The organism is Pseudovibrio sp. M1P-2-3 (genome assembly GCF_031501865.1).
GTDB lineage: Bacteria > Pseudomonadota > Alphaproteobacteria > Rhizobiales > Stappiaceae > Pseudovibrio > Pseudovibrio corallicola.
Genome location: NZ_JARRCW010000001.1, coordinates 3,117,347 through 3,129,696 on the forward strand (window position 1 = coordinate 3,117,347; position 12,350 = coordinate 3,129,696).

9 protein-coding genes are annotated in these 12,350 nt (G+C 46.4%); 5 read left to right on the forward strand and 4 right to left on the reverse strand.

Translation table 11 applies throughout. The features are described 5' to 3' along the window. The first annotated feature begins 285 nt into the window (after positions 1–285). Positions 286–675 (forward strand): hypothetical protein, encoded by a 390-nt coding sequence (locus P6574_RS13535; protein WP_310620798.1) that lies wholly within the window; start codon positions 286–288, stop codon positions 673–675. 188 nt (positions 676–863) lie between these two features. On the opposite strand, the gene P6574_RS13540 is transcribed toward P6574_RS13535, so the two are convergent. Beyond that, complete coding sequence (locus P6574_RS13540; RefSeq protein WP_310620799.1) at positions 864–1,565, reverse strand: LuxR C-terminal-related transcriptional regulator; 702 nt, start codon at positions 1,563–1,565, stop codon at positions 864–866. Positions 1,566–2,078: 513 nt separating this feature from the next. Here P6574_RS13540 and P6574_RS13545 point away from each other — a divergent pair. Together P6574_RS13545 and scpA are read left to right on the forward strand one after the other, a co-directional pair. Further along, a complete protein-coding gene (locus tag P6574_RS13545) occupies positions 2,079–4,082 on the forward strand; it encodes a methylmalonyl-CoA mutase family protein (protein ID WP_310620800.1) in 2,004 nt (667 codons plus the stop codon). Beyond that, positions 4,079–6,256: a methylmalonyl-CoA mutase gene (gene scpA, locus P6574_RS13550; RefSeq protein WP_310620801.1), complete on the forward strand. Its 2,178-nt coding sequence runs from the start codon at positions 4,079–4,081 to the stop codon at positions 6,254–6,256. Before P6574_RS13545 ends, scpA begins: the two co-directional genes overlap by 4 nt. Here scpA and P6574_RS13555 read toward each other — a convergent pair. Next, the gene (locus tag P6574_RS13555; RefSeq protein WP_310620802.1) at positions 6,253–6,846 is read right to left on the reverse strand and encodes a GNAT family N-acetyltransferase; all 594 of its coding nucleotides are present in this window, start codon (positions 6,844–6,846) and stop codon (positions 6,253–6,255) included. The genes scpA and P6574_RS13555 overlap by 4 nt on opposite strands. Further along, positions 6,807–7,765, reverse strand: a protein-coding gene (locus tag P6574_RS13560) for an IS630 family transposase (RefSeq protein WP_310619020.1) whose coding sequence is annotated in 2 segments (ribosomal slippage) — positions 6,807–7,421 and positions 7,424–7,765 — 957 coding nt in all. Because the reading frame shifts where the segments join, the coding sequence is not laid out codon by codon here. Before P6574_RS13560 ends, P6574_RS13555 begins: the two co-directional genes overlap by 40 nt. Before the next feature lie 340 nt (positions 7,766–8,105). On the opposite strand from P6574_RS13560, the gene meaB reads away from it, so the two are divergent. After that, a complete protein-coding gene (meaB, locus tag P6574_RS13565) occupies positions 8,106–9,125 on the forward strand; it encodes a methylmalonyl Co-A mutase-associated GTPase MeaB (protein WP_310620803.1) in 1,020 nt (339 codons plus the stop codon). 91 nt (positions 9,126–9,216) lie between these two features. Here meaB and P6574_RS13570 read toward each other — a convergent pair whose 3' ends face one another. Continuing rightward, positions 9,217–10,803, reverse strand: a complete 1,587-nt coding sequence (locus P6574_RS13570; protein ID WP_310620804.1) for a SulP family inorganic anion transporter — start codon at positions 10,801–10,803, stop codon at positions 9,217–9,219. A 454-nt stretch (positions 10,804–11,257) separates the two neighbouring features. Here P6574_RS13570 and P6574_RS13575 point away from each other — a divergent pair, with 454 nt between their 5' ends. Further along, positions 11,258–12,280, forward strand: coding sequence for an asparaginase (locus P6574_RS13575; RefSeq protein WP_310620805.1), 1,023 nt, complete (start codon positions 11,258–11,260; stop codon positions 12,278–12,280). Positions 12,281–12,350 lie beyond the last annotated feature (70 nt).

Consider the following 12,350-nt stretch of genomic DNA (forward strand, 5'->3'; position numbering starts at 1 on the left):
ATCACTTTTTTTTATTGCAATTTGCTCGCAGGAGCATTTATCCACCACTACGAGCGAAACACACCATAAGGGATTGCTTTAATTCCATATTAAATCACGATACCTTAACTAGGTATTCAAACATCAACGAACTCTATGCCTCGCTTGTAAATATAGTCATACGGGCATAATTTATAAATTATAGTTTGAGAACTTTGGATTGCTTAGATTTTACAAACTGGCTTAAAAGTACAATAGAGAGATAGCCAGTGGCAATCCCGATACTCAACGCTTATGGAGAATGATATGCATCGTTTGATTGATCGGATTGTAGAAAAGACCGGTCTGGAAGAGGAAAAAGCCAAGTCAGCAGTCGGTGTTATTCTCAACTTCATGGCCAAGAATAGCAGCAGAGAAGACATGGATACTCTCTTCGAGGCTTTTCCGATGGCAAAAGACTTTTTTGCTATTGAAGAATCTAAAGAAAGCTCGGGTCTGTTCGGCGGTTTGGCAAGTAAAATGTCAAGCACCGTAGGCGTCCTATCCGCTTTAAATGAAATGACAAGCCTTGGGCTGTCTATGGGACAGATACAGGCTGTTGCCAAGGAAACAATCAAATTTGCAAAAGAAAATGTTGACCCGTCAAAGGTTGACGCAATCATCGCAAAAATTCCAGGGTTAAGCCAGATAAGCTAATCTCAGCCAACTACTGGCAGTACGAGTTAGTTGAATTACACAACCTACTCTTTCCGACTGAAAGACTGCTTGTGGTAGTGCCGACAACGAAGAGTTGGCACTACTTAGCACTCTACATGTTAACTTACCCCATCTTGGTACACATGGACTCCAAGCCGGTTCAGGCTGGATAAACTTCTCAAGCCCTACTAAATCCTGATCTGTCCGTATCTTAGCGCTTCGACGACAGTATGTGTTTTATTGGAAGCGTTTAACTTTGCACTTGCATTTTGAAGGTGCGCGTGAACAGTTCTCTGGGATATTTCGAGATATTCAGCAATTTCATGGGCTGTTTTACCCAGTGCAGTAAGCTCGAGAACCCTTCTCTCTCGAGTTGACAGATCTCCTGGCCGTTGATCCGAAATTACGCCTAATTCAAACAGCCGCCTAAACGCAGCAGCCGATACAATCTCCAAGGAAGCCAGATCATAGGTTACTGCTGATATTCCATGTCCGGCACCAACCACCATGGCCTGAAACGGGTGTAAAGCATCAACCGGAATCACCATCACCTTGGCGCCTTCACCTATTGCAGAAAACAGCTCTGAGTTATTGACGTCGCTTTCCCCTACATTCCAGAATATAGGCCTGCTGCCGGAAAGGCCAAGCATAAGAGCGTTATCGCCCGCACTCAAAGATGTTCTTTCAACTCCTCCATTGCGTTCATCAGGCCAACGAAATCGATGTACCAAGCTATCAATCGTACGGTTAGGCATTGGCAACCCAGTTATGAGGATGTGAGATGCACCCAACCTACGAAGATAGGATTCAACTATATCTAAAACAGGTTTAGCAGCTCGTGCCTCCGATATCGCCTGAACTTTGGCTTCAATATCTGCTGTATCGTTCATCTTGCCTCGCCTTCCCGGTCCATAAGTTAGACGAAACTGGGTGAAAACACCCACCTACACTCTGACGTATAGAGTTCTCGTCCGAGACTTTTCGATCTTTTGGTGCCATAATAACTACCTAGATCTCTTCAGCCGATTGAGGAAACGGTGGAATCTGATTACCACCCCTGTTAGTATGAGAGGGGCATTTCTCAGTCCCAACACTTGTACCTCCGCCAAGAAAGATGAGCCGTCACAAACTCATGATGACTATCTCCCAAGGTCCTCCGAGTGTCTGAAAAGCAGTTGATAGTTAGCAACTCTAGACAATAGTAACAGCCTTATGTGCCGTAGGGTCAATTACGACAAGTTTTAGATAATTAAGTCTATTGCAATTTCTACTTAACGACACAAAGCGGGAAAACCCTAGCCACAAGTACACTTGCAAACGAAGTTCTGTCTAAACAATAGTGCAATAGCATAGCTTGTAGGGTGATGCGGAAACTACGTATAAGAGGAGTGGAAGGAAGAATTATGGGACCTCATCATCTTGAAATTCCTAAAATATTTTTAGGAAACACCTACTCTGACTGGGAAGACGCCGCTCAACGAGCTCTTAAAGGGAAGGCTGTATCAACCCTCGACACGAAGGGTGATACGGAAGGCATCATACGTGCGATCTATGAAAGCACTTCTCAACACCCTCCTCAGCAATTAAGGGATTTAGAAACCCCTTGGTCTATTACTCAACGCAGTGATCACCCTGATATAAGGGAGGCGAATAAACAGATTCTGGAGGATCTGGAAGGAGGCGCTTCTAGTATTGATTTGGTCCTGCCATCATCTCCCCAAGCTAGAGGACATGGTGTTCACCTAAATACCATTGATGATATAGCTCGTTTATTCGACGGTGTTCACTGTGACCTTATCGAAATTAGACTCGATAGCGGACGCTTGGGTAACGCTGCCACAGCGCTCTTTTTGGAGGCTTCCCGAAGAAAAGATGTATTGATTGGAAGCCCAAATTTGAATGGCCCCATTGATGTTATTGGACCTTGCGCCAGTACAGGCAAGCTGAATTTTAACGTTCACTCTGCTGAACAGCATCAAATCAACTTCATCAAGACCTTGATAGAACAAGATATTGCAATTCGAGCTTTTAGGGCTGATGGCCGTATTTTCCATAATGGCGGAGCAACGCCAGCACAAGAACTTGGTATCGTACTCGCCAGCCTCGTATACTATATGCGCTTGGCAGAACAGGCAAATATTCCATCAAGTCAGCTACCTCAATTAGTGGGAGCTGTCCTTAGTGCAGATGCAGACCAGTTTACAACATTAACCAAGGCACGCGCTATGCGCTTGTTATGGTCCTCGCTTCTTAAGCACTCAGGTCTAGAGCAAGACCACCTTAACTTACACATGGAATCTTCTTGGAGAATGATGACCAAATATGATCCATGGGTGAATATACTAAGGGGAACAGTGGCCGCACTCTCCGCAGGGATGGGAGGTGCAGACAGCGTCTGCACATTGCCATTTACTGCAGCTTTAGGCCTCCCAACATCTTTTGCACGAAGAGTTGCGCGCAACTCTCAGGTTATACTTCTTGAGGAAAGTCACATTGCTCAAGTAAGCGACCCAGCAGCAGGATCTGGTCTGGTTGAAACGAGAACAAAAGAGCTCGCGGATTCAGCTTGGAATTACTTCAAGCAAATTGAACAGGCGGGTGGCATTCTTGAAGCCCTAAAAACCGGTATGTTATCTAGAGTAATCCAGGAAGCCGACCAATTGGAGAGACAACGCATCTCCGTTGGCAAGCAGATAATCACAGGTACCAGCGCATTCCCGAATATTCATGAGAAACCTGTCGAAACTGTAGATGTTAAAAAAATGGTGTCACTTGAATACCTTAAAGGTTCTTCAACGCTGGACCTTAAAATAGACGATGCAAACTTCAAGCGTCTAACTCAGGCATTCTCCGAGGGCCAAGGCTTAGATACTATTAATCTCAATAGCTCAACAGACAGCGTAGAATTTTGCCCACCAATTCCTAGCTTCCGCATTGCTGAACCTTTTGAAATTTATAGACAAAAATCTGATATTTACAAAGCAAGAACAGGTAAAGCCCCAAAAGTATTTTTAGCAACGTTGGGCGGAGTTGCCGACCATACGGCTCGGGCTACTTATGCAGCTAACCTCTACGCTTCCGGTGGCATAGAGGCCACTCCAGCAGAACACTACTCTTCTTTAGACGCCATGATAGACAGCTTTAACGAGAGCGAAGCCCAACTGGCTTGTCTCTGCTCTTCATCTACAATTTACCAAGAACAGGCGAAGTCTGTTATTGAAGCGTTTGGCAAAACCGAAATTCTACGTTTAACTCTTGCAGGTAAGCCTTCTGAACTCGAAAGTACTGCTAACGCCTCCAAACTGAATGGGTTTATCTTTACTGGTTGTAATATTCTGGAGGAGCTAAAAGCCTGTTATACATTACTTGACAGATCCGATGAATACAAATTGGAGGCACGGATATGAGCCAGTTTCCTGACTTCTCACAGCTTGATCTAATAGATCAACCTTTACAGGCAAACAGTTCCCGTCCCTCTCACTGGGAAACTCCAGAGGGGATTGCAATCAAGCCAGCCTATGGTCCTGAAGATACCTCCGATTTGCCGCAGTTACATACTTGGCCGGGCCTTGCACCCTTCATGCGCGGGCCATACCCAACCATGTACGTCCAGCGACCATGGACCATTCGCCAATATGCGGGCTTTTCTACTGCCGAAGACTCCAATGCGTTTTACCGACGCAATTTAGCTGCTGGGCAAAAAGGCCTTTCGGTCGCGTTCGACTTGGCAACCCACCGTGGTTACGATAGCGATCACCCCCGGGTTGCCGGTGATGTTGGAATGGCAGGTGTAGCAATTGACAGCATCTATGACATGCGTACGCTCTTTGACCGGATTCCCCTTGATAAAATGAGCGTTTCCATGACCATGAACGGTGCTGTTCTGCCCGTGCTTGCGCTCTATATTGTGGCTGCTGAAGAGCAAGGCGTTTCCGCTGAACACCTATCCGGGACAATTCAGAACGATATCTTGAAGGAGTTTATGGTCAGGAATACCTATATCTATCCACCAGCTCCTTCTATGCGCATTATTTCGGATATCTTCAAATATACATCGAAGAACATGCCGAAATTCAATTCCATTTCAATCTCTGGCTATCATATGCAAGAAGCCGGTGCTACAGCAGACCTAGAGCTTGCATTTACGATTGCAGATGGCATCGAATATGCCCGCGCAGGTGTTGCTGCTGGCATGCATATTGACCAATTTGCTCCTCGACTTTCGTTCTTCTGGGCCATTGGAATGAACTTCTTTATGGAAGTCGCAAAGCTGCGAGCTGCTCGTTTGATCTGGGCAAAACTCATGCAGGAAAACTTCCAACCACAAAACCCAAAAAGTCTATCGCTACGTACACACTCGCAAACCTCAGGCTGGTCACTCACAGCACAAGATGTGTTTAACAATGTAACGCGGACAACTGTTGAAGCTATGGCGGCAACACAAGGGCATACCCAATCATTGCACACCAACGCCTTAGATGAAGCCCTAGCCCTTCCAACAGACTTTTCTGCACGTATTGCCCGAAATACCCAGTTATTCTTGCAGCAAGAAAGTGGAACTACCGCAACCATCGATCCATGGGGTGGCTCCTATTATGTAGAGAGTCTGACGAATGATCTTGCAGCGAAAGCCCTTAAACATATTGAAGAAATTGAAAGCTTGGGCGGTATGGCCAAAGCGATTGAAAAGGGCATACCAAAACTAAGAATTGAAGAAGCTGCTGCAAAAACGCAGGCTCGCATTGATAGCGGAAACCAGAGTGTTATTGGCGTTAATAAATTTCGCCCTAAAGAAGAAGAGCAGTTAGAAGTTCTGCACGTTGACAATGCAGAAGTACGTGCAAAACAAATTGAAAAGCTGAAACGCCTTCGTGAAGAGCGGAATGAAAAAGAGACACAAGCAGCACTAAAAGAATTGGAGAATGCTGCACGTAGCGGGAATGGCAACCTTCTGGACCTTTCAGTAAAAGCCGCGAGAGCCTTAGCTTCAGTTGGCGAAATCTCACTTGCTATGGAAAAAGCATTTGGCCGTCATAGAGCAGAAATTCAATCCATAACCGGCGTCTATAAAAGAGAAGTTGGCGCAATGTCTGATAGTGTTACTAATCTCGATCATCTGATTGCCAAATTTGAAGAAAATGATGGACGCCGCCCGCGCATTCTTGTCGCCAAAATGGGGCAGGATGGCCATGATCGAGGGCAGAAAGTCATTGCCTCAGCTTTCGCTGATCTTGGGTTCGACGTGGACATTGGCCCACTTTTCGCAACTCCAGAGGAAGCAGCCCGTCAAGCTATTGAAAACGATGTGCACATAGTTGGCGTATCGTCTCTTGCTGCCGGACACCTCACACTTGTCCCTGCTCTGAAAAAGGCCCTACAAAATGAGGGAAGAGACGATATAATGATCGTTGTTGGAGGTGTCATTCCTCCGCAAGATTATGATGCGTTATACGCTGCCGGTGCCAGCGCTATCTTCCCTCCAGGTACAGTTATATCAGAAGCAGCAGTCGAGTTGGTACATGACCTCAACTCGCGTCTTGGCTATGAAGAAAACATGCCCCCACAGCAGGCTGTAACCTAATTATATGCGGGAAAAAGAACCTTCTCCTGCTTTGGCTGAAGGTTCTTTTCTATCAAACGCTCCATTACATAATTGAGGTGGCGCTCTTCCCCAAGCTCAAAGTATGTCTCTCCAATCACTCCAAATTTAACATTCTCATAAAATGCAATAGCTCTTTTATTACTATACAAAACATGCAGTTGAAGAGATCTCCCCCCTTGCTGGGCACAATATCGGATGGCCTCCTTCATTAGTTTCTGGCCGAGCCCTTTACCTGTAAAGCTCTCCTTCACATAAAGAGTTTGGATAATGAATACCGCGCCTTTATGGCTTGGCAGCGTGGCATTCCCATCCAGCCGGAGGTAGCCAACAACCCCTACATCTGTTTCCGCAACGAATATCTTTTGATTTGGATTTTCAAACCAATCAGTAAAGGCTTTAGGAGTGAAAGTAGATAGGGCATATTCAGCATACAGCTTGTTTACGCCATCTTGTGCATAGGTTGTCATCCATACTTCAACGGACAATGCAGCCAATACAGCAACATCCTCACCGTTATAGTCTTGAGCCTTTATACTGAAACATATCCAGCTGCCTTGAAGTAATTCCAACACTCTTGGGGTGTGAACAGATCGCATATGTCACCCAGAGCCTTTATCAAGGTCTCAAAGGTTCTGGCTTTCATTCTGCGTAGGTGTGCTTTGAGCTTGGAAAACGCCATTTCGATAGGATTGAGATCAGGAGAATAGGGCGGCAGAAAAAGGAACCAACACCCGCTTTGTCTGAGGGCCCTTGCGGCTTCTGGAACTTTGTGTGTGGACAGGTTATCCAGAATGACCACCGTTTTAGGGTGCAAGCATGGAGCCAGTTGTGTCGTGATATAAGTGGTGAATGCCTTGCCATTCATGGCCCCGTCCAGAACCCAGGGCGCAATGAGTCCCTCGTGGGTCAAACCGGCGATAAAGGTCTGGTTCTGCCAGCGTCCAAACGGCGCTGTGTCAAGGGCTCGTTCCCCTTTAAAGGCTCGGCCTCGCAGCCGGGTTAAATTCGTTTTAACACTGGTTTCATCGAGAAACACCAGTCTCTCAGGCAGATCACGCATTATAGGCTGACGGGTGTGGCGCCATTCATCTCTGGCATTTTGTACATGGAGTTTGCCACGCTCGGTTGCCACCAACGATTTTTTTTATAGGTGTAGCCAAGACGGCGCAAAGCCTTGGAGACGGAAGTATGGTGAACCCTCACTCCCTCAGCCATGAAAAGTGCATCACATAACTCCATCAACGTGATATCTCCGTCTTGATTGACCAGCTCGCGCAAGAAGGAGAGGTAGGGCTCCAATTTTCCGCCTCCCTTTGGGCGCCCTGTCCTGACCGGGATTAAACTCTGCCCCTCCCGAACTTTACGGGCCAAGCGAGATCCTGATGCTGGAGAGATCAGCAGGCGGCGTGCTGCTTCACGCCCGCTCATCCCGGATAAAATGAGCCTTTTAAAGCGAAGGCGTAAATCAAGTGAAAGTGGCCGGCCCATGTGATCTCCTCCCTAAAAGGAGTGAATCACAAATCAACCTGATTGGGAATCCCCAATCGATTCAGCGTTGCGCCTCATTGCTTTAGCCCCGCGAATACTAATTTCCTGCAAACTAATCACTCCGCTTAGTAGCCCCAAGCACTTTGCTTTTATCTCTTGCTCTTAATGCAAACTACTTATCCTCACCTGCATGGGGAATTGCAATTTGAAATTGAAATTCCAACCCCGTTATTTGATGTTCTCTGGAGATGGGCTGTTATTGATCCTATTGGCCTGCTTGCGTTTCAAGTCAATATGGCTGAATTTCTATCCAATTTTCTTCTTCTTGACGAGGCCGGTAATGAAAGCGACGAACCCCAAGCCACCAATGGACCTCAAGGAGCTTGCCACGCTCATCATAGAAGGAAACAGGTCTGCATTGGCCCGCGCTATCACACTCGTTGAATCGAAAAACCCTCATCACAGAAAACAGGCGGAAGAGCTTCTCTCTCTTCTAATGGGTAACTCTGGTAAGGCGTTGCGCATAGGAATTACTGGTGTTCCAGGAGTTGGAAAATCAACGACTATAGACAGCTTTGGATCCAATTTGACAGCTGCAGGCTATAAAATCGCAGTCTTGGCGGTAGACCCCTCCTCCACTCGAAAAGGTGGTTCCATATTGGGGGACAAGACCCGCATGTCACAATTAGCCCACGATAAGAATGCGTATATCCGGCCGTCTCCCTCCTCTGGAACCTTAGGTGGCGTTGCCGCTAAAACCCGAGAGACAATGTTACTATGCGAAGCCGCTGGCTTTGACATAATCTTGGTCGAGACAGTTGGCATCGGGCAATCTGAAATAACAGTAGCCCAAATGGTTGATTTATTTCTTGTTCTAATGCTGCCAGGCGCTGGTGACGAACTGCAAGGAATAAAGAAAGGCGTTTTGGAAGTCGCTGATCTTATCGCTATCAATAAAGCAGATGGGGAGGGTGACGTACGCGCAAGAAAAGCTGCCTCCGAGTATAGAGCTGCATTGAACATTCTCGCACCGCGCTCCAAAAACTGGTCTCCTCCTGTTTTGACCATATCCGGCTTAAACAACCTAAGGTTGAATGAGCTATGGTCAGAAATTCTAAGGTTTCAAGAAACTATGAAAGCCACGGGAGAATGGGATCAGCGCCGATCAGAGCAGCAAGTTGCTTGGATGTGGAGTCTACTTCAAGATAACTTGATTTCTACGTTCAAAGAAAATCAAAACGTACGAGACCTTTTACCTAATTTGGAGGAATCCGTAAGGCATGGGCACGTTCCAGCATCAGCTGCCGCCTCTCAGCTTACTGATGTCTTCTTTCGCCAGATTGCTAATACGGCTATATAGGTAGCTATTGGCTCAAAGAGCTCAATCTAAGTACCTCCGAGAGTTAAATAACAACCTCTCGGAGATACTTTCTAACCTACCGCCAGCACCTTTAAGCTGGAGCGTTGCCTTTGCTTAGCTCAGTGCCAGTATAGTCAACTGCCACTCCATAAGTCGGATCCTCATCTCCAGCCAGCTCAACCATTGAACCAGCCTTCTTAAGGAGCTTCTGACAATCTGGGCTCAAGTGGCGAAGGTGTAATTTTTTTCCTGCGGTCTGGTACCGTGATGCCAGACTATCAATGGCTTGTAAGCCAGAATGATCAACCACACGGGAGTGTATAAAGTCGACGATCACTTCTTCAGGATCGTCCTCAGGACTAAAGATTTCAGCAAAGCCTGTTGCACTACCAAAAAACAGGGGCCCCTCCAGTTTATAAACAAGGGCACCATCGGCGCTGTGGAATTTGTGCGCACTAATTCTTTTGGAGGTGTTCCATGCATAGGCTAGTGCCGAAACAATAACTCCAACAATAACAGCGACCGCCAAGTCTGAGTACACAGTGACTGCTGTCACCAATGCAATTACGACAGCATCTATCAAAGGGATTTTGTGTAGTATCTTGAACGTATTCCAGGCAAATGTTCCGATAACAACCATGAACATTACGCCAACAAGAGCAGCCAGCGGAATTTGCTCAATTAAACCAGATGCAAACAGAATGAAGGACAGCAAAAAGAGTGAAGCAGCTATACCTGCTATACGTGTTCGCCCACCAGATTTTACATTGATCATTGATTGACCAATCATGGCACAACCGCCCATCCCTCCGAAGAAACCAGTCACGACATTCGCTGCACCCTGTGCGACACACTCCTGAGAGCTTCCACCTTTTTTTCCAGTCATATCGGACACAAGATTGAGCGTCAAAAGGCTTTCAATAAGACCAATCGCAGCTAGAATCAGTGAATACGGCAGAATGATAGTCAGTGTTTCGAAACTCAAGGGAACCATTGGGATACTGAATTCAGGTAGGCCACCCTTAATAGAGGCCATATCGCCAACAGTACGGACATCCAGTCCAAAGCCAATTACAACAACTGAAACAACCAAGATACCGGCAAGTGGCGCAGGCACAATAGAGGTCACTTTTGGCAGCCCCCAGATAACAAGCATAGTGAGACCAACCAAACCCAGCATCAAGAATAGTTCCTGACCGCCCAGCCATTCAGTTGCGCCTGTTACTTCATTGGTAAACTGGAACTGCCCAAGTTGGGCAAGGAATATTACGATCGCCAAACCGTTTACAAAACCAAGCATCACAGGATGAGGAACCAGCCGCATAAACTTACCCCAGCGCAGGATACCAAACACGATCTGGATAACGCCCATGAGAACAACAGCCGCAAAAAGATATTCCACACCGTGTTGAACAACCAAAGACACCATAACAACGGCAAGGGCACCCGTTGCTCCCGAGATCATTCCCGGACGCCCACCGAACACCGCTGTAATTATTCCAACAATAAAGGCGGCATAAAGGCCCACAAGTGGGTGAACTTGCGCAACAAAAGCGAAGGCCACAGCTTCCGGTACGAGAGCAAGAGCCACAGTAAGGCCGGAGAGGATTTCTGTTTTTATGATGTTAATTGAAAAACCTGACGATGCAGGGGCAATAGTATGCGCAGACGAGTGCAAGGGCTGCTCCAATCGAATTAGTCTAATATGGGTTAGATCAGCTAGAGCAATAAGATGCAGCTAGCTTCATAGAAAACATCGCGCCAATTTTTCCATGGCGAATTAGAATCCCACTCCAGTTTTCTATAGTGCTGTATAGCGGATTGGTTACGCCAAAGCCTCGAAACTTAGTTTGGCAGTACACCTTCAAAACAGGTCATTTACATTTAAGTTCAAAAACAAGCAAGTAGGAGAGGCTAACTTTCTCGATAAATGAGAAAAAGACAAGCTGTATCTTCACTAACTACCACCACAAATAGTGGGAGATACTACTCGGACTAATGAACTATAAAATTAAAGCAAACTCAGTCGACAAAAATCCTTTACAAGAAAACCAGCTATAGGGTAGGCGCTTATGAAACAAAGAGTTTCAACTCACCCTGCAAATCATTAGGCAAGAGTGGTTAAAGACCCAATGGACAATCCGGTTTTGGTGGAAGTTACACGCGGTAACCTCATAGAGAGTAGGCATCGCGGAAGTATCGCTATTGTTGATGAAACAGGCCACCTTGTATTCGGCATAGGAGACGTGGAGCAAGGAGTGTTTCCACGTTCAGCCATCAAAGTACTTCAGGCTCTTCCATTAGTCGAATCGGGAGCGGCAGACGCTCTGGATTACGATGAAGCAGAGTTGGCACTTGCTTGCGCATCTCACAATGGTGAAGAAGTCCATGCAAAAACAGCCAGAATGATGCTTCGAAAAGCGGGCTTATCTGAAGATAGCCTGCTATGTGGTGAGCAATGGCCCACCCTCATGCATGACATTATTCAGCTCATCGAGAATAAAGAAAAGCCCTGCCCTCTTCATAATAACTGTTCAGGAAAACATGCAGGTTTTCTGGGCCTTGCAAGAGTAATGGGCATTTCCACTGAGAACTATGTTGACTACGATCATCCGGTTCAAAAAGAAATCCGGAATGTACTGGAAGCCATGACAGGTGAAATTCTTGGCTCCGAACACTGTGGAACTGATGGATGTTCAATTCCGACCTATGCGATTGCCCTAAACAAAACCGCCAGAGCATTTGCCTGCTTTGGAACTGGTGAAGGCTTAGACCCAGTACGTGCGAACGCAGCGGAAACGCTTTTTGAAGCCTGCGTTAATGAGCCATATATGGTTGCTGGAAAACAACGTTTTTGTACAGATATCATGCACGCCTTTAAAGGGAGAGCCTTTGTAAAACATGGCGCGGAAGGTGTTTTCTGCGCATCTATTCCCGAGCTCGGCTTTGGCGTCACTTTAAAGTGTGATGATGGTACAATTCGTGCCTCCGAAGTTATGATGGCCTCGGTTCTAGACTCTCTTCTGGATACCAATGATGAAGAAACAGCAGGCCTGTCACCATGGCTTACACAGCCTCTGGAGAGCCGCAGAGGAAAGCAAGTAGGAGAAGTACGTCCGGTAAAAGATTTTAGTCAGCTACTTAAAAATCTGTAGGCCAATTTCCGTATATACCTCTGATTTTCTGACCAATGTCAGACATATTAGTTAACTAGCATATATCTGA

What these genes read in the sequence shown, in the direction of transcription:
- P6574_RS13540 (WP_310620799.1), bottom strand. Translation starts at nt 1,565, where the DNA reads ATGAACGATACAGCAGATATTGAAGCCAAAGTTCAGGCGATATCGGAG.
- P6574_RS13545 (WP_310620800.1), top strand. Translation starts at nt 2,079, where the DNA reads ATGGGACCTCATCATCTTGAAATTCCTAAAATATTTTTAGGAAACACC.
- meaB (WP_310620803.1), top strand. Translation starts at nt 8,106, where the DNA reads ATGAAAGCGACGAACCCCAAGCCACCAATGGACCTCAAGGAGCTTGCC.
- P6574_RS13535 (WP_310620798.1), top strand. Translation starts at nt 286, where the DNA reads ATGCATCGTTTGATTGATCGGATTGTAGAAAAGACCGGTCTGGAAGAG.
- P6574_RS13575 (WP_310620805.1), top strand. Translation starts at nt 11,258, where the DNA reads ATGGACAATCCGGTTTTGGTGGAAGTTACACGCGGTAACCTCATAGAG.
- scpA (WP_310620801.1), top strand. Translation starts at nt 4,079, where the DNA reads ATGAGCCAGTTTCCTGACTTCTCACAGCTTGATCTAATAGATCAACCT.